Below are 22110 nucleotides of genomic sequence, written 5' to 3'. Positions count from 1 at the left end.
ATATACCGATTTAGTCGCGGTATGCGTTGTAATTGATTTTGATACTGAAGCTAATACCAATAGCATGCCAAAAGTTAAACATTTGAATTTAATAGAAATTTAAAAGGCAGGCATAAAAAAAGTGTCCGCGGCGGACACTTTTGACTGTCCGGCAGTTAACCGCGGACAGACACATTGGAAATAAATGACTACTCGCATAAATACAAGAAATAAAACTGAAATAGAAGAGATCTAGCTTATGAGCGTATTGAGCAGTCTGAAGAGTTTATTCATATCTATTGGCTTACTGAGGTGTTCGTCGAACCCTTCTTGCAAGTAATGCTTTACATCACTGACCATTGCATTAGCTGTAAGCGCCACAATAGGGATTGTGGGGTTTACTGCCTTAATCTTAAGCATTGCCTCTACACCATCCATCTCTGGCATTTGAATATCCATTAAAATAATGTCGAAATGTTTTTGTGTCGCGGCCTCTACCGCTAGTTTTCCATTTGTCACGGTGAGCATTTTTGCGCTCGTTTTTTCCAGCATTGAGCGCACAATCATACGATTGATTTCATTGTCTTCTGCTATCAAAATGCGCTTGCCACTTAACTGTGGTGTGTTAAAGATGTTATCCGGCAACGGTTTAATTACCTGTGTCGCTTTAGGTAATGGCAAATGCACCGTAAATGTGGTTCCGACGCCTGTTTGACTTTGAACATCGATAGTTCCCCCCATCATTTTCACCAAGCTCAGCGTGATAGACATGCCAAGCCCGGTTCCTCCAAACCTGCGTGTGGTCGAACTGTCCGCTTGCGAGAACCGCTCAAATACGCGCTTCAAAGCTTCTTCGCTCATGCCAATGCCAGTATCAATTACCGTTAGACCTATCGCTGCCCGGCTTTCTAACATGGTAGGGTAAAGGTTAACCGTTACATTGCCATGCTCAGTAAACTTAACTGCATTTGATACCAAATTTAGGCAAATCTGCTTTACTCTGACCATATCGCCAAGCCAGCCATCAGAAAAGGCCTCATCAATATTCGTAATAAGTTCAATACCTTTCTGACTCAAAATACCGTCCACTTCGAAGCGCACCGACTTAAGCACTTCGGTCATCAAAAATGGAGCCTGCTCAAGGTCGAGTTTGTTATCTTCTATCTTTGAGTAGTCAAGAATATCGTTGATGATAGTTAATAAAGATTGTGCAGAAGACGTTGCATTTTCCAACATGATTTGTGACCGCTTATCTAAGCTGCGCTGGTCAACCATTTGCAATCCACCCAAAATGGCATTCATTGGCGTTCGAATTTCGTGACTCATATTGGCCAAAAATTCACTCTTAGTTTTACTCGCCTTCTCAGCTTCGTTTCTTGCCCACTCTAGCGCATTTATCGCTTCATTCTTTTCGGTAACATCATAATTAACACCGATAACCCGCAACGCTTTTCCTTTCTTATTGCGAATAATTTCGGCACTCGCTTTAATGGTTCTAATATTACCGTTAGGGTGGACTACACGAAACTCGGGTTCAAATCGCACACCTCCTTTTATCGCTTCGGCAAGCAAATTATGACAGTAAGCAATATCGTCAGGGTGTACACTGTTTTGCCATGCCTCATAAGCGCCAGAGAAACAGCTTTCAGTTATTCCATAAAGGTTGTACATCCATTTATCCCAGATGAGCTCGTCTGTTTCGACATCCCACTCCCATACACCAATTTCAGCAGAATCGTTAGCCAGCTTTAGACGCAGTGCATTACTTTCGGCGTGCTCTTTGGCCGACTGTAACTGCGATTCAATCGCTTTTTGTTCCGAGATATCTTGTACAACAGAGCAGATAAACTCTTCATCTGTTGCGCTTTGAATTTGTACACCTGACAATTGAACGGGATAAACGTGCCCATCTTTGTGAATGTACTCTTTGACATAAGGGCCATAACGGCCTGTTTTAGTAAGTGAAGTTAACTGCTCTTGTTCTTGCTTATCATATTTTTTGGGTGTCAGCTGCCAATAATCCATCTGATTTAATTCATCAACATCGTACCCGCTAAAACGGCTAAACTCTTTATTCACATAGTCAAATTCCCCACTACTCATTTTATTTATGGCAATGCCTACTGGTGCGAGGTTTACGAATAGTTCAAACTTTTCCTTTTCTTTCAAATAAGCCGTTTTAACACTTTCAAAATCAGACACCACATCATTCAACTTGCCCTTTGTTGCCAGTAGTTCGGAAATATCCCTCCCAATTGCAAGTACAAGCTGCTTGTCTTTAAGAGGAAGCGAAGTAAGAGACACTAAACACTGAAAGGTTGAGCCATCAAGGCGACTGTGCACCCATTGAAAAAGTTGAGGGCCATGAACAAGGGTATCTTCAATATATTTTTTTGCTAGTTCATCTGAACGCCGACCGCATGGCTGGTACTCAGGTGACAAATCGGAAGGTGAAAGGTTTAAAAAATATTGAGCACTGCCAACGCCGTGAAGGTCAATGGCAGCTTGATTACATTCAATGAACTTGCCCGACGCTAGATCAATTATTGAAAGCGCGTCACCAGAGACATCAAAAAGTGTTTTATATTTTGTGTTTTCGGTCTCAGCACGTTTTAGTGCTAGTTTTAGCGCTTCTACTTCTTGTTCTAACGCGCGTAATCGCTCACTCATACTTCCACGTTGCCCCTACCATTACAACTACATCAAACTATAGCAGTATTTGTGCAAGGCTCTACATGAACACATAGTTAAAAGTAAAAATAAGGCCTATTGGTTATGCACTGAGCCTTGTGCACTTTGCTTGATGAGCTCACCATAAAATTGAATTGCACTAATATAATCTGTAATAGGAATTTGCTCATTTACCCCATGAAACTGTTTAAGGGTTTCGGGGTTAAGCTCTACCATCATAAATCGATAAATACTGTCTGACAGTGCGGTGAAGTGTTTTGCATCTGTGCCGCCTTGAACTAAGTATGGCGCGACCAGCGTCTCATTTTGCATAGTCCTGATAGTGCTCTCAATTAAGCGATACCCCATACTATCCATGGTAGACACATTACTGGCTTCATTTGCCATGTAGGCTTCAACACCCACACGAGGATCATCAATAGTTCTGTTTACATGCGCCACCAAGTCATCGATAGTCATGCCTGGCATAAGCCGGTAATTGATTACGCCAACTGCCTGAGTTGGCAATATATTAGACTTTGAACTTCCTTCAACCATAGTTGCGGCGGTCGTGGTGCGAATGCTGGCGGCAGAGCTTGGCTTGCTCAACATCGCGCCTTCGATAAGCGGGGAAAGCAACCACAAATTAGCCATAGCCATGCGGGTTGGAAAGTCGGTGTAGTAACCCATTTTTTCGAACGTTTTGTTGATGAACTGGAAATCTGTAGGCAATTGGTTATTTTCAAGCTTTACAATGGCCTGACTGAGAACACCAACTGCGGTATGTTCAGGAGGTTGCGATGAGTGCCCGCCATCATCATTCACTGTTAAACGAATATTTGCATAGCCTTTTTCTGCAATACCGACCACTGCAACTGTGCGCTCTGTTCCCACCATCAGGCCACGTGTAATCGCACCGCCTTCATCAAGCACAAATTCAAATTCAATATTCTGCGCTGCAAACCACTCTGCAACTTTTGCGGCGCCTTGCTCACCGCCAATTTCTTCATCGTGCCCAAACGCAAAGTAAATAGTGCGTTTAGGAGTCAGTCCTTTGGCTAACAAATGTTCCATTGCTTCTAGTAATGCAAACACTGTCACTTTGTCATCGAGAGTGCCTCGCCCCCATATCGCCCCGTCACTTATATCCCCACTAAAAGGAGCGTGAAGCCATTGTGATTCAGTCGCAGAATCTACAGGCACTACATCCATATGCCCCATAAACAAGGCTGGCTTTAGCGTCGAGTCGGAGCCTGCTAGTTTATAGACCAAACTGTATTCACTGATGACAGTTTTGCTCATTTTGTTGTGAACGAGGGGATAGGAAGATTCTATGAATGCATGCAATCCTGAAAACGCTTGGTGGTCGAACTTAGTAGCGTCTTCATGCGAAATTGTTGGAAATCGAATAGCCTTGGCAAAACGCTCTACCACTAGTGACTCGTCAATAATAAGTGGTGAAAATGACGCATTGGGGGAAACTTGATTATCGCTAAACACGGTGAGCGCGCGGACAACCAGTAGAGACACCAACACTAACAACGCTAAAACAGCTATCCCAATTGCTTTTTTCATTTTCACATCCCTTATTATTGTTATTGGTAGATGAACAAGCGCTAGCTAAATAACTTCATGAACCAACCTTTTTGAAGGTCTTCTTCACAGGTTTTTAATTGCGTGGCATAACGCAATGATCGCGCTTTCACTTTAGAGGCCACTTTCTTCAGCCAAGGTTTGCGGTCATAACTTCTGCGCTTATACCCTCCCCACCCTTCGTGGTAGTTCAGGTACTGTGCATAAGCATCCCACTTAGACACGCCATTTACTTTTTGTGATTTATAAATAAACCACCCCATGAAATCGATGGCATCATCAAAATCATCCCTATCTGCGCCGCTATTGCCGGTTTCGCGAATATAGTCTGACCACGTTGGCGTTTTAGCCTGAGAATAGCCGTATGCAGAACTTACACGTCCCCATGGGATCAACCCGAAAAACACGTAATCTCTCGGAGGGAGGGCATCGTGCCTAAACGAGCTTTCTTGATACATCATTGCCATTGGCACGTGAATGGGAACACCCCATTTATCTCTCGCATCAGCAGCTGCATCATACCAATCGTCCTTTTCGTAGAATATTTCGCATAAATTACTAATGTCTTTAGGAGGCGTAGTTGCACACCCCGCGATAAACAGCGGAAAAAGAACGATGAAAGTTGATAAAAAAATAACCAATTTTTTGAACTTTTGGTTCATAACTTGTCTTAATTAATGTTCTAGTAAAATGTGTGTTTCCCTGGAACCCTTTAATGCCTGACCCTTGTCAGGCATTTTTTTTTGCTGGCGGTTCTGAAAAATAATCGCGTATGAAGCTGTCAAAGTCTTTGGTATCAGCCTCTTCAACCTCTTTTTGCGCCTGCAAAGACACTTCCGCCTGCGCCATAAAACTAGCGGCGTCGGTATACTGATAGTTAAACGCTTTCATCTCACCTTGGTACATTTTCGCGAGTTCAAGGCCAAACACACCGTTATCTTTATCATTCTCTAACAACGTGTTTAGCAACATACCTGAAGGCGTAAGGTCAGGGTTTCCTACTTTCTCAAATTCGCTGGCCACGGCCTGAGAATAGCGTTCGGTTTCATTTGCTTTATCAAGTAAATCAGCGGCTTGCTTGAAGTAGCCAAATAAAGACTCACTCCACGCTCGCAATGACACGGCTTTACCGTTATTGCTTAACATTAACTCAGGATCACGTCCTTGAAGCACGACCTTGTTCATATTCTCTTTGGCTTCATTAAGCTGAGCCTCGTCTAACTCGCCACTGGGTATCAACAGACAGGCAAGCAAAAAGACATCTAAGAAGTCGAATTGGGTCTGCGTTATTCCCAGCGCTGAGAACGGATTCACATCCAATGCTCTCACCTCAATGTAGTTAATACCTCGACGCACAAGTGCATCTGTAGGTTTCTCCATTGACTGTGTTGGCTGCTTGGGTCGTATGGGTGAATAAAGCTCGTTCTCAATTTGAATAATGTTGCGACTTAATTGCTGATAATTGCCCTCTTCGCCCGCAGCAAACTGACTAAATCGTGCAGACGGTGTTGTCATTGCGCTTCGTAACAAGCGGACATAGTTATCAAGTTGGTTATAACAAATCTTAAGTGAAGACTGCTCGGCGCTGGTATACCCTAAATCGCTCATGCGCAACGACGTGGCATAAGGCATATAAACCGTACCTTTACCTACTTTTTTGAATGGCAACGCATGTTCTTTGCCTTTTAGGAATGAACCACACAACGCTGGAGATGCGCCATATAAATAGGGAATCAACCAACAAAAACGTCGATAGTTTCGAATAAGTCCAAAATAGTCTGCTGATGTTTGATCTTGTGAGTGCGTGTTGCCATTAAGTTCAGCCCACAATTTCCAGAAACTCTCGGGCAGAGAAAAATTGAAATGCACACCCGCTATTGCTTGCATCATGCTGCCATAACGATTTTTAAGCCCAATGCGATAAACGCGCTTCATTTTGCCCACATTTGACTCGCCAAAATAAGCAATAGGTATGTGAGTTTCATCATCAATGAAACACGGCATACTTAACGGCCAAATATATTCATCGCCAATGTTATCGATAACAAACTTGTGAATATCCTTTAACTGGGCAACCGTTTTCGCTGCACTGTTCTCAGGTGGCGTAATGAATTCAAGCAACGATTCTGAAAAATCAGTGGTGATTGATTCATGTGTTAAGGCAGAACCCAATGGCAAAGGATGCGGTGCCTGAGACAAAGTACCATTAGGGTTAATGCGAAGAGCTTCGCGTTCTACGCCACGCTTTATATCTTTTAGCGTCGTTAAAAACTCGGGAGACTTAAGCGCTTCAATTCGCGCGTCGAAACGGTTTGAGTTTGCAGTCAAAATGATGGTCCGTTATGTCATTATTGCCCCTTGTTATGGGGGGCAATAAGGTAAATTCAACAATGATCAATCTATCAGTTTAACGTTTCTCTGGTGTTACTCTCTACTGATAACTCGACAATTGGCATTGATAACGCGTTCAATTGAGGCAGAACCTTCGTTTTATCGCCTACTACAATAATTTGCATTTTATCTATATTCAAATATTGCTTCGCGAGCATGTCGAGGGTGGCTTTGTCGATGTTATTGATTATCTCAAGTTGCGCTTTGCGATACCCTTGAGTTAAATCATAACTAAGCAACTGCCTTAAGAATCGCGCTTTGCTGGTTGGCGTTTCAAACTCTAGCGCATCGCTTAGTGTAAATGCATTGCGCATAAAGTCTATTTCTTGCTGGGTTACCCCTTCTTTGCGATAGCGTTTTATTTCGCTAAAAATTTCTTGAATGCCCTGCGCAGTGTTCACCATATTAAGGTCGGCGCTTGCCTCAAACCACCCCAGTGTCTTTCCGCCTACGAAGCCACTGTTTGCGCCGTAGGTGTACCCTTTATCTTCTCTTAGATTAAGATTTATTCGGCTGTTAAATGCGCCACCTAATGGGAAGTTCATTAAACGCGTTTTAAAGTGTTCACCCGTTGCATCAAAAGGAAGACTTCTATCCACAATATAAACAACCGATTGCACTGCTTCAGGGCTATCGACTAAATAAATGGTGTTTTCGTTATAAGAAGGAAATGCATGGTAATCACCAATCGCATAGTCTTCGCCTTGCCACTTACCGATAAAGTCGATGGTATTAAGCATTTGTGCCTTGGGAAGATTACCAACAACTACAATGCTGGCCTTTGACGGTGAGTAATATCGTTCATAAAACGCTTTTACATCGTCAAGCGTTATGTTTTGAACGGTTGCCAACGTACCTTCATCTGGCAGGCTTACACGGTTTTCAGCGCCAAACAACACCAAATCTCGTGCGCGGCGCGCCAAGCTAGACGGCGTTTTAGCTTGCTGCTGCAGTCCTTGAAGCACTCGCTCCTTCATTCTATTAAAATCATCTTCGTTAAACGCAGGGTTAAACAATTTTTCTTGTAGTAGCGCCAGTGTTTGATCAAGGTTCTTCGTCAACGTAGACACATAAACTTGTGAATAACGTCCCGCTGCACTGAAACGAATACTACTCCCCAACTTGGCAAGTTCGCTCGCTAACGCTTCATTGGTGTAGTTCTTTGTTGTTTCGTTCATCAACAGTGCGGTGAGATAGGCTGTTCCTGCTTTTTCTTTGCTCTCAAGTAGTACGCCACCGTCCATACCTAGCGTCAGAGTGACCGTTGGCGTTTCACTGCTAGTAACGCCTAGCACTTTAATACCATTTGATAAGTGTGCTTCCCAGTATGCTGGCACCTCTACCACTGGCGCTTTACCCGCTTGAGGCATTATGCTGCGATCAAAACTGGTTGGCGCGCTTTCGAAGTGTTCATCGTTAACGTCGGTATTGTCACTCCCATAGTCAGGGATGGTGCGACGCGGACGCTCAAAGGTTTGTTCTGCCGCCGCAAGTTCAGGCTGCCCTTTGGGCACAACACTCAGTACAATACGATTAGCACCTTTAATGTACTTGTTATATACGCGCATCACGTCTTCGCCGGTGACTGCATTATAGCGCGCAATATCTTCAGCAATTAAATCTGGGGTTTGATGGAAGGTTTCATTTGCCGCTAGCGCTGATACTTTTCCAGACACACTCTGTAGTCCAAAAACTGTTCTCGCTTCAATTTCGCCTTTAGTGCGAGCCAGATCATCTTCAGTAACCCCACGAGTTTCAAACTCTTTCAGCGTCGCATCTAATACCTCTTGAAGCGCGGCTAAAGACGTAACTTTTGCAGGGTTCGCCAATGCAAGAAGCTGGAACTCACATGCGAGTTCTCTGCACGGGTGAGACACTACGGCCTGTACTGCCATACCTTGCTTCACCAAATTTTTGTAAAACAGTGACGTCTTTCCGCCGCCCAAGATATCGGAAAGTACATCAAGTGGCGCTTCATCTTCGTGTCGCGCATACACCGTTGGATAAGTAATTTGTAGCAGTGGAAGATGCACTTTATCTTCAAGCGTCATGTAGCGCGTTTCATCAAGGGTAACTAGCGAAGGAACAGGCTGCGCAACCTCTGGCCCCCTTGGAATTTCACCAAAGTATTTTTTAATCCACGCCTTGGTTTTGGCTACATCAATGTCGCCGCCAATTGTTAGCACAGCATTGTTTGGGCCATACCAGCGCTTAAAAAATGCTTTTAAGTCATTGACGTTAACACGGTCTAAATCTTCTACATAGCCAATGGTTAACCAAGAATACGGGTGTCCTTCAGGAAATAACGCTTCACCGTTTAACTCAAATCGCAATCCGTAAGGCTGATTATCAACCCGTTGTGCACGTTCGTTTTTAACGGTTTCTCGCTGGTTTTCAAATTTCTCCTGATCAACAGCCTCAAGTAAATAGCCCATTCTATCTGACTCAAGCCACAAGACTTTTTCAAGTTGGTTGGCGGGTACCGTTTGGAAGTAGTTAGTTCTATCAGTATTCGTGGTACCGTTGAGGTTGCCACCTGCTTCGGTAATCACCTTAAAATGCTGCTCGTCAGCCACATGCTTTGAGCCTTGAAACATCATGTGTTCAAAAAAGTGTGCAAAGCCAGATTTACCCACTTCTTCACGCGCAGAGCCTACATGATAAGTTACATCGACATGCACTAACGGGTCGGAATGGTCTTCGTGAAGAATTACGGTAAGACCGTTGGGTAACGTGTATTTCTCGTAAGGGATAGATACCGAAGTATCATCTAAAGCTGGTTCAATTTGCGTGCGCTGACACGCCGAAACCGAAATAATCGTCATTAAAACAACTAAGGTACGAAAAGTCAGTTTTCCTGACATGCTTATTCCTTTTTAGTTACAACATTTATCAAAGGACCACCCTTTGTCTGATCTTCGAAAGATTACCAGACTTTTTAGCGCTTTACCTGCTCTGACTTTGCTATGATTGTATTAATTTGTGTATTTCTGAAATACACTTACGCTTATAGTCTACAGATTCACTCGAATACCCAAGCGCGATGCGCTGAGTAATCGAAAACAGCTGGCGAAACGTCTCATCGTGATAAATAGAGGCACTGCAGTTAAAAGGATGGTTGCATGGAACAGTCAACGACAGTAATTGATATCGATTTTGGAATGTCTCAGCTAAGTGGTAATGAAAAGCTACTGTTCACCTTATTAGGTAAATTTACTGATGAGTATCAGTCTACGGATACGGAACTTCAGGCGTTGGTAGAAAAAGGCGAATTTGATGAAGCCTATTCACTCGTTCATACCCTTAAGGGCGTAACGGGTAACTTGGGACTTTTTGCACTTCACAATGCCAGCAAGCCTGTTGAAAGTAGTATAAGAAATGATAAGCGCATACCTGACGATTTTGCCCAATTTGCCAACTGTCTTCATGAAACTATTACTGCGGTAAAGGCGCTTACAGCGGCCCCCTCTGAGCAAGCTAGCACAGAGAGCAATACTGAAAATGAAAGCGCTGCAGCGCAGCAAGCCAAAAAGCAACTATTAGCTGCGCTTAAAGCCAGTGAATTTATTTCAAAAGATAGACTCGACACTTGGCTCGACACGATAGGTTTTGACAACGCCAAGCGCACCGCTATTGTAGATGCGGTTGATGAGTTGGACTACGAACAAGCCATTGAGAAACTGGAAAGTAACTAGGTTCAAGCATTGCGCGACATTCCCATACTTTACGAAGATGACAATCTGTTGATTGTTAACAAGCCTTCAGGCGTCAGCATGCATGATGACGCCAACAATAACACAAGCCCTCAGCAGTCAAACAACAGCGCCGATTTAGGTGCAGGCGTAGTTTCTTTATTAAAAGCGCAACTGGGTATCGCCCAACTACACCTATGCCATCGATTAGATACGGGGACTTCTGGTTGTTTGTGTCTTGCCAAAACTGACAACATGGCGCGGGAAATTGGCGAATTATTCGCTTCGCGACAGGTCAACAAATATTATCTTGCGCTAAGTGCACAAAAGCCAAAGAAAAAACAAGGGATTGTTATTGGCGATATGAAAAACCGTCGGGGTGGCCAGCGTATCTTGCTTAAAAGTACACAGAATCCAGCGATTACCCAATTTTTTAGTCAATCAGCTAGCCCCGGTATTAGAGGCTTTATCGTTAAACCTTATTCGGGCAAGACTCATCAAATTCGTGTAGCGCTCAAAAGTATTGGCGCACCAATATTGGGGGATACATTATATGGTGGTCAAGATGCTGACAGACTGCATCTTCATGCCTGGAAACTGGTACTTCCTCTATCGCACGATACTGTATCAGTAACCGCTCACATGCAAAGTGGCGAGATGTTTCTACACGAGGATGTCCAAACGTGGTTTGCATCACTGAATAAACCTGAAGCATTTCCATGGCCAAACGTACCTGCTCGCTATCAACAACAAAGCGTTTCAATACGCGATAGTAGTGAACTAAACGAAAACAGGGATTAGCGATTATGAGTAAGCTTCATATCGTAGGTGCAGGAGCCATAGGCAGCTTGGTTGCCGCAGGCGCGCATAGAGCTAACATGGTTTGCGCGCGTTATCCTCGAACGCTTGATAACGCGCCAAGCATTGCAAGGTGGTTGGATGGAACTCAGTTTCCACTGCCTCCAGCACAATCTTCTCTTGAAGTGTTAGACGAGGATGACGTGTTACTTTTACCGTTAAAAGTCTATCAGCTTAGCGAGGCGCTCACTGAATGGCTTCCTTTCCTTAAGAATAAGCCCACGGTTGTGTTACTGCACAATGGCATGGGTGGACTTGAAGTTGCACAGCAGGTATTGCCCTTCAACTATCCCTTATTACTTGCCACCACTAGCCATGGGGCGTTTAAGCGACAAGATGAAAACAATCACAATGTGGTGGTATACAGTGGTGCAGGTACAACACAAATTGGCGTCCCTGATTCATCTGCTGAACTAGATCATACAAAAGAGATGGATGAACTCACACCTAAACTGCGTAAGGCAATAGCCTTACTTAATAATGCTTTACCTGATGTTACCTACACACCAAATATATTGCGGGCGTTGTGGCACAAGCTAAGTGTGAATGCAGTTATCAACCCTCTTACCGCCCTTAACAATATTCAAAATAAGTGCATTGTTCACGACCAGTTTAGCTATCTACGTCACGCGGTTTGCCAGGAATTTGTCGATGTTGCCAGCGCATACGGCTTCAAGTTTTGCGCACAAGATATTCATCAGAATGTCATCAAGGTGGCAAAGGCAACAGGAAATAACTTTTCAAGTATGCATCAAGATGTGAAGTTGGGGAGAAAAACAGAAATATCAGCGATCAATGGCTACATTGTAGACAAGGGTACAAAAAAGGGCATCGACGTTCCCGTCAATGCCCTTTTGGTAGAAAAGGTAAACGCGCTTTAACCTGCACGCTTATCCTTACTTTATTCCTCTGCGTCTTGAGCGTCTTTAGACACTTGCGGTTTCATGTGAGGGAATAAGATAACGTCTTTAATTGTTGAGCTATCAGTAAATAGCATCGCTAAACGGTCAATCCCGATACCTTCACCCGCCGTTGGCGGCAAGCCGTACTCAAGCGCGCGAATGTAGTCGTCGTCAAAATGCATGGCTTCATCGTCGCCTGCATCTTTCTCTTCAACCTGCTTAGCGAAGCGCTCTGCCTGATCTTCTGGGTCGTTTAGCTCGCTAAAGCCGTTCGCTAGCTCGCGTCCACCTACAAAGAATTCGAAACGGTCAGTAATGAACGGGTTATTGTCATTGCGACGCGCAAGCGGCGATACTTCCCACGGATATTCGGTAATAAACGTAGGCTGAATAAGCTTCTCTTCCGCTGTCGCTTCAAAGATTTCGCAAAGGTATTTACCTGCGCCCCAAATACCATCAACTTCAGGCTCTTTAATGTGAAGCTGTTTTGCCATTGCTTTAAGGGCGTCTAGATTCGCCTCAGGGTCGCGAATTGCAGCTTCATTGGCCTCAGGCCAGTATTTAAGGATAGCTTCGCCCATGCTTAAACGGTCAAATGGCTTACCGAAGTCGTATTCTACTTCGCTAGTCACATTGCCTTCAGCATCTTTTGTGGTATTGGTAATAATAGTCGTACCAAGAATATCTTCCGCTAACGTGCGAAGCATATCTTCAGTAAGGTTCATCAAGTCGTTGTAGTCTGCATAGGCTTGATAGAACTCAAGCATAGTAAACTCTGGGTTGTGACGAGTTGATAAACCTTCGTTACGGAAGTTACGGTTAATTTCGAACACGCGCTCAAAACCACCCACTACAAGACGCTTAAGGTAAAGCTCTGGGGCAATACGCAAGTACATATCAATGTCTAGCGCATTGTGATGTGTAACGAAAGGCTTCGCCGTTGCGCCACCCGGAATAACTTGCAGCATTGGCGTTTCAACTTCTAGGTAATCACGCTCTGTAAGGTACTTGCGAATACCATTTACTATTTTACTGCGGATCATAAAGGTTTTGCGCGTTTGCTCACTAGTGATCAAATCTACATAACGCTGACGGTACTTAGTTTCTTGGTCACTCAAGCCATGGAATTTTTCAGGCAATGGGCGAAGTGCTTTAGTCAGCAATTCGTATTGCTCCATATTCACATACAAATCGCCCTTACCTGACTTGTGTAGGTCACCGGCAACACCAATGATGTCACCAATATCTAGCGCACCATATTTGGCCTTAAGGTCTTTTTGTGTGTCTTTGTCGGCGTATGCCTGAATGCGACCAGTCATATCTTGTAATAGCAAGAATGGGCCACGTTTAGCCATAATACGACCAGCAATGCTTACCTTGTTACCCTGCTCTTGCAGAGTTTCTTTGTCGAATTCACCGAACTTTGCTTGAAGTTCATCAGCATAGTTTTCACGACGGAAGCTGTTTGGGAAGCCATTTGCACGGCACTGTTCGCGAATAGCGCTTAACTTTGAGCGGCGCTCTGCAATCAATTTGTTATCGTCAGTTTGTTGGTCAGTCATAACCTTGTCACTTCGTTGTTCGGTTTACAGCCCAGATTTCAGGCTGGCTTGAATGAATTTGTCCAAGTCGCCATCTAGAACGGCTTGAGTATTACGTGTTTCCACGCCTGTTCGCAAATCTTTAATGCGAGAGTCGTCTAGTACGTAAGAACGTATCTGACTACCCCAGCCAATATCTGACTTGCTGTCTTCCATCGCTTGTTTTTCGGCGTTTTGTTTTTGCAGTTCAAACTCATAAAGTTTGGCTTTTAACTGCTTCATCGCCTGATCTTTGTTTTTGTGCTGCGAGCGGTCGTTCTGACACTGCACCACAATGCCTGTCGGTTCGTGAGTAATTCGCACCGCAGAGTCTGTTCTATTTACGTGCTGACCACCCGCACCTGACGCGCGATAGGTGTCTATACGTAAGTCAGACGGATTAATCTCAATATCGATGTCGTCATCAATTTCAGGGTATACAAACGCAGATGAAAACGACGTATGACGGCGGTTGCCCGAGTCAAACGGCGATTTACGTACTAAGCGGTGTACGCCTGTTTCTGTGCGTAGCCAACCAAACGCATATTCGCCCTGAACGCGAAGTGTGGCACTTTTAATACCTGCTACTTCGCCTTCCGATACTTCTATCAGTTCGGTTTTAAAACCATGAGCTTCACCCCAGCGCAAGTACATACGCAATAGCATGTTTGCCCAATCCTGCGCTTCTGTACCGCCTGACCCCGACTGAATGTCAATATAGCAGTCGTTCTCGTCATTTGGGCCAGAAAACATGCGGCGAAATTCGAGCACTTCTAGTTGCTCAATTAAACCTTCGAGCTCACTTTGGGCCTCAACGAAGGTATCTTCGTCTTCAGCTTCAACCGCAAGCTCAACCAAACCTTCTACGTCTTCCGTACCTTGGTCAAGTTTGTGAATAGTTTCTACTATTTGCTCTAAAGCCACTTTTTCTTTGCCAAGTGCCTGCGCTCTGTCTGGCTCGTTCCAAACATCAGGGCTTTCTAACTCTCGGCTAACTTCTTCTAAACGCTCTGACTTTGCATCAAAGTCAAAGATACCCCCTAAGCGCTTCAGTGCGCTCGCGGATATCTTTTATCGCATTAGTAACGGGGTTTATTTCAAACATAGTCCGCTTATTTCATTAAAAATTTAAGACCGCGGATAGTACCGAATTTACGTTAATTTTGATAGTGGTTAACGCAAATAAGGTACATTTGTTATGTGATAATTTAGGCCTAGTGCCTTCACGTTGACGTGAGGCGCAAAAGGCAGCGAGATATGAACTTATCGATGCGTTGATCAAAGTCGTTCAACGGTAAAATCTTACCGATGAATTGCGGCCGTTAAGGGTTGTATACCAGCCGTTTATGCCTATATCTTTAACATACTCAGAAAAAACGGACTGTTTCAGTTTTTACACCAATGTCTCTAAATAATTTATCTTCAGCCATTATTGGTGTGCTTATTGGGCTGCTGCTATTGGCAATCGGTCCAATGGTGGAGTGCGATAATCTCGCAGGCTCTGCAATGACTTTGCAATGTCCCGATGGTGTGCCAGTGTCATCAGTATGGCCTACTCTATCCGTTTTAGTGGCGGGTATTGGCATTGCAAGCTGGCTTTATCGCAACAGAAGTAGATAGTATTTTTACCCACCTATTTGCGCGATACGCCACCAAATCACGCCACAAAACTATTAAATGGCACAGGCAATATCTCTTCTAGTAGATAACTCTTTTGAATGCCATTTAAGTTGCCTAAGTAGATAGGCATTTTGGGATCGTAAAACTCAGAAATTACCTGCAAGCACAATGCACACGGCGGAACTGGCTCGTCTTGGTCGGCAACCACAATGAGATATTCCATATCGCGCTTACCCACCGCCGCTACGCCGCTCCAAATCGCATTACGTTCTGCACAAATAGTGGCGCCGTAACTCGCGTTTTCCACATTACAGCCAACAAAAACATCGTCACAATCTTTAAATTTAACCGCAGCACCTACCTTAAAATGCGAATAGGGAGAATATGAATTGTCCCTCGCGATTAGGGCTTTTTTATAGGCGGTTTGAACCTCTGGGGCTAGTTTATTTGTCAATTTTTTGTACCACTTTTTCAAAGGGGGTATGAAGACTAAAGACATTTAAAAAGCGATGCAACACTCTCTCATTCGTTTGCACACTATCTACACAAAACAATTCACTTGATCTTTTTTCATTTAAGCTTACACTTGTTCGCTCAATCAGCGTACAAGTGTGCGCTCAAATTTAATTTTCGTCTTTTTAGGTGTGACAGACGCCGTGAATACTATTTTCAACAAAATTACTCATCAGCTTTTTCATCACACCACGTGGAAGGGGTATTGGGAGCCCATCATTCAATTATTCCTTCCAGCGTGGCGCGATAGCTATTACCGGGCAAAAGTAGTAGCGATTAAAAGTCAAAGAGCAGATGTCGTTCAGTTAACGCTGTCGCCAGAAAAAAAATGGCCAATACATAAGGCTGGGCAGCACATAGCGTTGACCGTTGAGGTTGATGGGAAACTAATCACACGCATTTTTACCATCGCATGCGGTACAACGACACGAAAGAATCAAGGCGTTATTCGTCTTATTATTAAAGTAAAAGATGATGGAGCACTCACGCCTTTTCTGAGCAATTTTGGCAAGGGCAATTGGGTAAACATTTCGCTCCCGATGGGTTCGTTTTTACTTCCACATAGTGAATCAGTACTGATGATTGCTGGCGGGTCTGGCATAACCCCATTTATCGCGATGCTAGAGGACTATCAAGCCAATAAAAAAGGTAGCCTAGAGGATAAACAGCCCATTCATCTTATTTACTATGCCAAAACACATGAGCACCTTTTGGTTGAAGAGTTAACCGAATTTGCAAACAACAATGAATCTTTCAGCTTTCAATTGCTAAGCCGGATGCATGACGGCGATATAGAACCTTATCTTGCCCAACATGGCACTTCGCACTGGATGGTATGTGGTCCTTTCGAGCTGTATCAACAAGTGGCACAGACCGCCAAGTTAATTAACTTGCCGGTTGATAGTGAGCACTTTGTCGCATTCCCGCATCTAACTGACAACACTAATTCGCCGAAACAACAGCTTATCGTTAAACACAACAAGACCACACTGACTGTGAGTAATAAGGAAACACTGCTAACACAGCTACAAAAAGCAGATGTCCCTGTTAGTTATGGCTGTGGCATGGGTATTTGTCACCAATGTCAGTGTATTAAGAAAAGCGGTGTTGTGCGCGACGTTCGCACAGGTGAATTATCAGATAGCGCAGAGCAGCTTATTCAACTTTGTGTATCGCAAGCTGCTACCGATTTGGAGTTACAAGCATGAGCACGACCGTTCTTCGAGAACAACCACAAACGGACCACACGGTGGCTTCTACTTCAACAACAATTTGTGAAAAGAAAATGTCAACTCAGCCCAATTTTGATCTACTCGCCGTACAGCTTGATGAGTTGAAAGCTGACGTAAAGCGCAAACTTGGCCAAGAAGATGCCAACTATATCCGTCGAATCATTCGCATTCAGAGGCTGTGTGAATGGACGGGACGTATTCTATTAATGCTCGGTTTTTTACAGCCTGCTTTATGGGTCATTGGCGTATTGTCCCTAGCCGCTGCAAAAATACTCGACAACATGGAAATTGGTCACAATGTTATGCATGGTCAATATGACTGGATGAATGACAAGCATATCAACTCAAAATCCTATGAGTGGGATATTGCCTGCGATGGTTCAAGTTGGAACAGAGTCCACAATTATGAGCACCACACGTACACCAATATTATTGGGAAAGACCGTGATTTTGGCTACGGCCTATTACGCCTTTCCAATGATTTTCGCTGGCGAGTAAAAAACCTATGGCAACTGGCGACTTACGCCGTGTTAAGCATAATGTTTCAGTGGGGCGTGTCTTATCACGAAATGGCCGCTGAGCGCGTATTTTTTGGTAAGAAAAAGGAGAATCGAAAAAACACGCTGACGCACAAAGAATTAAAGAGGCGTTTTTTTAGTAAAGGCGCTCGCCAACTAGCCAAAGATTATGTGCTCTTCCCACTTCTAGCTGGCCCTTTATTCTTATGGGTACTAACGGGTAATCTCGTAGCAAATCTACTTCGTAATCTATGGACATCAACCATCATATTCTGTGGCCATTTCACGGGCGATGTGGAAACCTTTAGCGAGGCAGATTGTAAAAATGAAACGCAGGGTCAATGGTATTATCGACAAGCACTGGGGTCGTCAAACATTAAAGGTGGTAACCTATTTCACGTGCTAACGGGTCATTTGAGCTTTCAGATCGAGCACCACCTCTTTCCAGATATTCCTGCTAAACGCTATAGAGAAATGGCACCAAAGGTACGGGCAATTTTTAAGCAACATGGCATGCATTACAATACTGGCAGCTTTATGCGCCAGTACGCCAGTGTAGTGAAAAGAATAATACGCTATTCTTTTCCTTAGGCATTTTTAATAAGCATGCCAATGTTTTAGCAAAGTCACTTGAGAAAAGTTACTTGAGCAAACTACGATGGGCGGGCATCGTGGCGAAGCAGTTGGAATCCAAGCCATCCCGCCATTGCACTCGCACTGGTTAGAAAGGTACCCCACCCCCAATCTATCGCCATGATAAAGAGTGTAAACCCGTCTATTATGCTATAGGCAGTAAGGTTGTATGCGCCATAACTCGCCAGTCCTAACAAAGCCCCATCTATGCCCGCATAAAGCAGTGACTTATCTCTATTGGCAACCACAGCTAAGACAAATACGACAAAACCATACATCAGATAAAAGACTAACCAAGGCCAGGTAATAAACTCACTGCGAAGCAATGGTGCCATTTCAGCTTGGTACCAACTGTCAGCAATAACGCCAAGCCACAGGAAATCAAGCACAGCAAAACAAACGAAAATCGCCAATAACGACGCAAAAATACTCTTCGCATAAAGCATAATTTTGGACAACATCTAACATCTCCCTGTTGCAACCTTAATAAGTGGAAAACGTTAGTGTGTCACGATAGGACTATTTACAACAATAGTCCTATCTAAAATTACAATAGAGGGTCAGTTATTTGTTTAGGGCACTGTCTAAGGAGGACTGCAATGACGTAGTCGGCCTTCCTATCAAAGCAGACAAGGTGTGACTGTCATCGTGAAGCCATCCTGTTGCGGCGTAATGCTCAGAATCAGCTATCGCAACGGCCATCGCTTCAGGCAAACCGGCGTCAATAAGTGCTTGCCGATATGCTTGCTCGTCCATGTCAATAAAATCGATGTGCTTGCCAGTCGCCTCTGATATTGCCTGTGCGTATTCACTTAGTGTAAAGCCGCTATCACCCGCAAGCTCTAGAGTTTTACCTATATAATCTTGCTTTGTCACCAACACAGCGGCTGCCGCTTCAGCGTAATCTTGACGACTTGCTGTAGAAATCACGCCTTGTTTAGCCGCACCAGCAACCGCCCCCATTGCCAAAACACTTGCCACATTTTCAGTATAGTTTTCGGTATACCAACCATTACGCAATATGACAAAAGGCGCGTTTACGTCCTTCAAATAAGCTTCCGTATCTTTGTGTTCTTGTGCTAACAATAGTGGAGACGTGCTCGCTTTTATCAAACTGGTATAGGCAATAAGTGAAACATTTTGGCGAATAGCGGCATCAATAACAGCTTTGTGTTGCTCGACGCGCTTGCCAAATTCAGTACCTGATATCAATAGTAGTTTACTCACGCCGTCCAATGCATCCGTCAGCGTTTCTGGTAAGTTGTAATTTGCCTTTCTTACTACAACCCCCTTTTCTTTAAGCGAGCTTGCGTTGTCTGGGTTTCGCACCAATGCAACGATATTGTGTGGGGCTTGCGATACTAAAAGCGCATCGATAACCATTTGACCTAACTGGCCGTTTGCTCCTGTTACAGCAATCATATTCATATCCTCTTCATTACAAATCATTGTTTCAAACACAACTTCATTATGTGCGCCTTAAACTGTTATGATAAGTAGACCAATTCAGAATGGATTGTAATAAAAATGAGTACAATTGAATTTTCACAACTCAAGGGACTTGCGATATTCGCGACCGTTGTCGACAGCAATAGCTTTGCAGAAGCCGCGAGACGACTTAATACAAGTCGTTCAAGGGTGAGTGAGCAGGTTGCTAACCTTGAAGCGGTACTCAATGTGCGCCTACTACAACGCACTACGCGACAACTCGCCCTTACCGAAGAGGGAAAGGCAATATATGAGCATGCAAAAAAGTGCCATGAAATTCTGCATGATGTTGATGAAAGCCTGAATCAATCGTTACCGAAAGGTCGAGTATCGATAACCGTTACAAACGATATTGCACACAAATTCTTGCTCCCGCTACTTCCAGAATTCAAGCAGCGATACCCAGACATTGAACTTCATATTATTAGCAGTGATGAAAAGCTAGATTTGATTGCAGAAAATATTGATATCGGTTTACGCATCGGGCTACCCAAAGACGACTCTTTGGTTGGACGAGTATTATACCAAGAGCGATTTGCATTATATGCAAGCCCTGATTACCTCTTAAGATATGGTACCCCAGATGACATCGCGTCTTTGCAGCAACACCGTTGGATTTTACTCTCCCAACTAAACAATCGCACTATGCAATATTTGATGCTAGACGACTCCCCGATAGAAATTGTCCCTCAGCAATACGAACTTTGTAATTCACCATACTTGGTACAAGAAATGGTAAAAACTGGACTTGGGATATCAACATTACTGCCTTCCACTGTGAAGCAAGAAGTAGCACGTGGTGACTTGGTTCGAATATGCCCACGCATAAGTAGTGATAATTTACTATTCACGCTAGTTTATCCTTCACGTAAACACGTACCGAGTAGAACGCGAGCTCTCGTCGACTACCTTATTGAAAGATGCCGCTTTTAGATTAAATCTTGCGGTATTTTATCGCAACGGCTTCATCTAATATCGTCAATCGACGCACAGAGTAGGTTCTACCACGCCGTTAGATACATACGCGCGACAACCAAATAGGTCTGTATTTTCAAGGCATATCCCTGTTGTGTGCTCACCGGCAACGGCCTCACTATTAGCCACAACACAGCCAACCTCACACTCTTTATTACTTGAACAGGCTTTGCCGCCATCACGTGTGTCGAGAATGCACGCATACTGCTGTTGCCTGCCTACTCTTTGCCATCGTCCATCATGCTTTTCACAGACTTCCTCACTTTCTATTGAGTAAGCTTGTTGAACTAGCGGCAGCGATGTGTCCACTTCAAACTCAAGCTTTTCGATTTCTAGAGGGCTGGGTATATCGACAGGTGCTTGTGCCCCACATCCTCCTAATAAAAGCAGGCCCAATAAATATAATTGTCGCACAACAATATCCTTTAGTGATTTAGGGGGTATGAGAGTATGACCACATAATCTGAACAAGTTCTTGTATCACATGAATAATAACGCAAAGCAAATGGCTTTTTACGATGCTTTTGAGCAAATAATTGAAATATGAATGCATTGAGCAAGGTCTATATTTGCCTGATGTACTACGCGGAATAATGATGACACTTAAACAGACAGAAAATCTCGTCACTTTCTTACTGGTGTTTAGCCTAGGCTTATTAGGGCTGACATTTTTGCTTGGCGCCAGCCCTGGCTCAATAAAAGCGACACTCCATTTTTACGGACTATCAAGTGCGTTTTCAGACGCCACAATGGGTGTTATTGCAGGTGTAGCGTTTTTGATGATCGCTCTTTTAGCGGTAGCCGCTAGGCTCAAGCTCGTCTCAATAAAACTCGCTACCTTATTTACATTTATCATCGTAAGCATACCACTATTAACCTTACTTTCACCGAGTAGATGGATGGCAGACCTTGGAGGGTTCCCTATTATTGGCAGCGGTCAAGGCATTATCAAATACGTTGCTGTTTTCCCGTTATTTTTCTTTCTTTTTTATCGACATAAGTTTACCGATAAGCAACTCGCGTGGGCAAATTATGTCCCCGTGGCTATGGTGCTTTTGTGGATTGGTGGCATGAAATTTTATGAATTTGAAGCAAACGGCATAGTGGGACTTATCGAAACATCACCCTTCATGTCATGGTTGTATACACTATTTAGTGTTCAAGGTGCGTCAAATGTTATTGGTGTATTCGATGTCTTTTTTGCCCTCGCATTAGGTATTGGTTTATTGCTCAATCAGAAAACTATCATCAAAGTAAGTGGACTTGCTGCCCTGTCAGTTTTCTTAATGACGCAAACCTTTATATTTACGGTTCCAGATACGCTTAGCAGCGAGACGATTTTTAATCGCCTAGGACAATTTGTGATTAAAGATCTTTGGTTTATAGCAAATTTAGTTGTAGTGGGGTATTACACGCTTTGGACCAGCGCGACTAAAAGTCGCAACTAACAACCACGCTTTCTGCGG

At 43.8% G+C, this 22110-nt stretch carries 19 protein-coding genes; 8 read left to right on the top strand and 11 right to left on the bottom strand.

What is annotated here, in order from left to right:
• Positions 1–231 precede the first annotated feature (231 nt).
• From OZ660_RS05850 to OZ660_RS05830, 5 genes are all read right to left on the bottom strand, one after another.
• Positions 232–2649 (bottom strand): PAS domain-containing hybrid sensor histidine kinase/response regulator, encoded by a 2418-nt coding sequence (locus OZ660_RS05850; protein ID WP_274742868.1) that lies wholly within the window; start codon positions 2647–2649, stop codon positions 232–234.
• 96 nt (positions 2650–2745) lie between these two features.
• On the bottom strand, positions 2746–4224 hold the full coding sequence (locus tag OZ660_RS05845; RefSeq protein ID WP_274742867.1) for a M20 family peptidase: 1479 nt from the start codon (positions 4222–4224) through the stop codon (positions 2746–2748).
• A gap of 41 nt (positions 4225–4265) precedes the next feature.
• Entirely contained in the window at positions 4266–4904 is a 639-nt protein-coding gene (locus OZ660_RS05840; RefSeq protein ID WP_159623292.1) for a transglycosylase SLT domain-containing protein, read from the bottom strand.
• A 67-nt stretch (positions 4905–4971) separates the two neighbouring features.
• Positions 4972–6570, bottom strand: a complete 1599-nt coding sequence (gene gshA / locus OZ660_RS05835) for a glutamate--cysteine ligase (RefSeq protein WP_274742866.1) — start codon at positions 6568–6570, stop codon at positions 4972–4974.
• A gap of 74 nt (positions 6571–6644) precedes the next feature.
• Entirely contained in the window at positions 6645–9497 is a 2853-nt protein-coding gene (locus OZ660_RS05830) for a M16 family metallopeptidase (protein ID WP_274742865.1), read from the bottom strand.
• Between the two features lie 258 nt (positions 9498–9755).
• On the opposite strand from OZ660_RS05830, the gene OZ660_RS05825 reads away from it, so the two are divergent.
• Genes OZ660_RS05825 through OZ660_RS05815 form a run of 3 tightly spaced genes read left to right on the top strand, consistent with a single transcriptional unit; the run spans position 9756 to position 12064 of the window.
• On the top strand, positions 9756–10328 hold the full coding sequence (locus OZ660_RS05825; protein WP_274742864.1) for an Hpt domain-containing protein: 573 nt from the start codon (positions 9756–9758) through the stop codon (positions 10326–10328).
• Between the two features lie 9 nt (positions 10329–10337).
• Positions 10338–11126, top strand: coding sequence for a pseudouridine synthase (locus OZ660_RS05820; protein ID WP_274742863.1), 789 nt, complete (start codon positions 10338–10340; stop codon positions 11124–11126).
• Between the two features lie 5 nt (positions 11127–11131).
• The gene (locus OZ660_RS05815) at positions 11132–12064 is read left to right on the top strand and encodes a ketopantoate reductase family protein (RefSeq protein WP_274742862.1); all 933 of its coding nucleotides are present in this window, start codon (positions 11132–11134) and stop codon (positions 12062–12064) included.
• 20 nt (positions 12065–12084) lie between these two features.
• On the opposite strand, the gene lysS is transcribed toward OZ660_RS05815, so the two are convergent.
• Positions 12085–13647 carry a lysine--tRNA ligase gene (gene lysS / locus OZ660_RS05810; RefSeq protein WP_274742861.1) on the bottom strand — a complete coding sequence of 521 codons (1563 nt, stop codon included), beginning with the start codon at positions 13645–13647 and terminating at the stop codon, positions 12085–12087.
• 24 nt (positions 13648–13671) lie between these two features.
• A protein-coding gene (gene prfB / locus OZ660_RS05805) for a peptide chain release factor 2 (protein WP_202264366.1) occupies positions 13672–14770 on the bottom strand; the annotation gives its coding sequence in 2 pieces (ribosomal slippage) (positions 13672–14694 and positions 14696–14770; 1098 coding nt in all).
• A gap of 296 nt (positions 14771–15066) precedes the next feature.
• Between prfB and OZ660_RS05800 the strand changes: the two genes are divergently transcribed.
• Positions 15067–15285 carry a hypothetical protein gene (locus OZ660_RS05800; RefSeq protein ID WP_274742860.1) on the top strand — a complete coding sequence of 73 codons (219 nt, stop codon included), beginning with the start codon at positions 15067–15069 and terminating at the stop codon, positions 15283–15285.
• A gap of 37 nt (positions 15286–15322) precedes the next feature.
• On the opposite strand, the gene cdd is transcribed toward OZ660_RS05800, so the two are convergent.
• Positions 15323–15739 (bottom strand): cytidine deaminase, encoded by a 417-nt coding sequence (cdd, locus tag OZ660_RS05795; RefSeq protein WP_274742859.1) that lies wholly within the window; start codon positions 15737–15739, stop codon positions 15323–15325.
• A gap of 202 nt (positions 15740–15941) precedes the next feature.
• Between cdd and OZ660_RS05790 the strand changes: the two genes are divergently transcribed.
• Both OZ660_RS05790 and OZ660_RS05785 read left to right on the top strand, forming a co-directional pair.
• Positions 15942–17006 carry a flavin reductase family protein gene (locus OZ660_RS05790; RefSeq protein ID WP_274742858.1) on the top strand — a complete coding sequence of 355 codons (1065 nt, stop codon included), beginning with the start codon at positions 15942–15944 and terminating at the stop codon, positions 17004–17006.
• 77 nt (positions 17007–17083) lie between these two features.
• Positions 17084–18139 carry a fatty acid desaturase family protein gene (locus OZ660_RS05785; RefSeq protein WP_274743431.1) on the top strand — a complete coding sequence of 352 codons (1056 nt, stop codon included), beginning with the start codon at positions 17084–17086 and terminating at the stop codon, positions 18137–18139.
• 62 nt (positions 18140–18201) lie between these two features.
• Here OZ660_RS05785 and OZ660_RS05780 read toward each other — a convergent pair whose 3' ends face one another.
• Together OZ660_RS05780 and OZ660_RS05775 are read right to left on the bottom strand one after the other, a co-directional pair.
• Positions 18202–18642 (bottom strand): DUF2177 family protein, encoded by a 441-nt coding sequence (locus OZ660_RS05780; protein ID WP_159623314.1) that lies wholly within the window; start codon positions 18640–18642, stop codon positions 18202–18204.
• A 103-nt stretch (positions 18643–18745) separates the two neighbouring features.
• Positions 18746–19609, bottom strand: a complete 864-nt coding sequence (locus OZ660_RS05775) for an SDR family oxidoreductase (RefSeq protein WP_274742857.1) — start codon at positions 19607–19609, stop codon at positions 18746–18748.
• A gap of 99 nt (positions 19610–19708) precedes the next feature.
• Here OZ660_RS05775 and OZ660_RS05770 point away from each other — a divergent pair, with 99 nt between their 5' ends.
• The gene (locus OZ660_RS05770) at positions 19709–20602 is read left to right on the top strand and encodes a LysR family transcriptional regulator (RefSeq protein ID WP_202264362.1); all 894 of its coding nucleotides are present in this window, start codon (positions 19709–19711) and stop codon (positions 20600–20602) included.
• A gap of 45 nt (positions 20603–20647) precedes the next feature.
• On the opposite strand, the gene OZ660_RS05765 is transcribed toward OZ660_RS05770, so the two are convergent.
• Complete coding sequence (locus OZ660_RS05765) at positions 20648–21058, bottom strand: hypothetical protein (protein ID WP_274742856.1); 411 nt, start codon at positions 21056–21058, stop codon at positions 20648–20650.
• 182 nt (positions 21059–21240) lie between these two features.
• Here OZ660_RS05765 and OZ660_RS05760 point away from each other — a divergent pair, with 182 nt between their 5' ends.
• Positions 21241–22092, top strand: coding sequence for a DUF417 family protein (locus OZ660_RS05760; protein ID WP_202265918.1), 852 nt, complete (start codon positions 21241–21243; stop codon positions 22090–22092).
• Positions 22093–22110: the final 18 nt, after the last annotated feature.

This window comes from Alteromonas sp. 009811495 (genome assembly GCF_028865455.1).
GTDB lineage: Bacteria > Pseudomonadota > Gammaproteobacteria > Enterobacterales > Alteromonadaceae > Alteromonas.
Note: the sequence above shows the minus strand (reverse complement) of the source record. Positions and strands in the feature narration are given on the sequence as shown.

Coding starts and splice junctions, on each gene's coding strand:
- OZ660_RS05850 (WP_274742868.1), bottom strand. CDS start 2,649: ATGAGTGAGCGATTACGCGCGTTAGAACAAGAAGTAGAAGCGCTAAAA.
- OZ660_RS05845 (WP_274742867.1), bottom strand. CDS start 4,224: ATGAAAAAAGCAATTGGGATAGCTGTTTTAGCGTTGTTAGTGTTGGTG.
- OZ660_RS05840 (WP_159623292.1), bottom strand. CDS start 4,904: ATGAACCAAAAGTTCAAAAAATTGGTTATTTTTTTATCAACTTTCATC.
- OZ660_RS05830 (WP_274742865.1), bottom strand. CDS start 9,497: ATGTCAGGAAAACTGACTTTTCGTACCTTAGTTGTTTTAATGACGATT.
- OZ660_RS05825 (WP_274742864.1), top strand. CDS start 9,756: ATGGAACAGTCAACGACAGTAATTGATATCGATTTTGGAATGTCTCAG.
- OZ660_RS05815 (WP_274742862.1), top strand. CDS start 11,132: ATGAGTAAGCTTCATATCGTAGGTGCAGGAGCCATAGGCAGCTTGGTT.
- lysS (WP_274742861.1), bottom strand. CDS start 13,647: ATGACTGACCAACAAACTGACGATAACAAATTGATTGCAGAGCGCCGC.
- OZ660_RS05800 (WP_274742860.1), top strand. CDS start 15,067: ATGTCTCTAAATAATTTATCTTCAGCCATTATTGGTGTGCTTATTGGG.
- OZ660_RS05785 (WP_274743431.1), top strand. CDS start 17,084: ATGTCAACTCAGCCCAATTTTGATCTACTCGCCGTACAGCTTGATGAG.
- OZ660_RS05780 (WP_159623314.1), bottom strand. CDS start 18,642: ATGTTGTCCAAAATTATGCTTTATGCGAAGAGTATTTTTGCGTCGTTA.
- OZ660_RS05775 (WP_274742857.1), bottom strand. CDS start 19,609: ATGAATATGATTGCTGTAACAGGAGCAAACGGCCAGTTAGGTCAAATG.
- OZ660_RS05770 (WP_202264362.1), top strand. CDS start 19,709: ATGAGTACAATTGAATTTTCACAACTCAAGGGACTTGCGATATTCGCG.
- OZ660_RS05760 (WP_202265918.1), top strand. CDS start 21,241: ATGACACTTAAACAGACAGAAAATCTCGTCACTTTCTTACTGGTGTTT.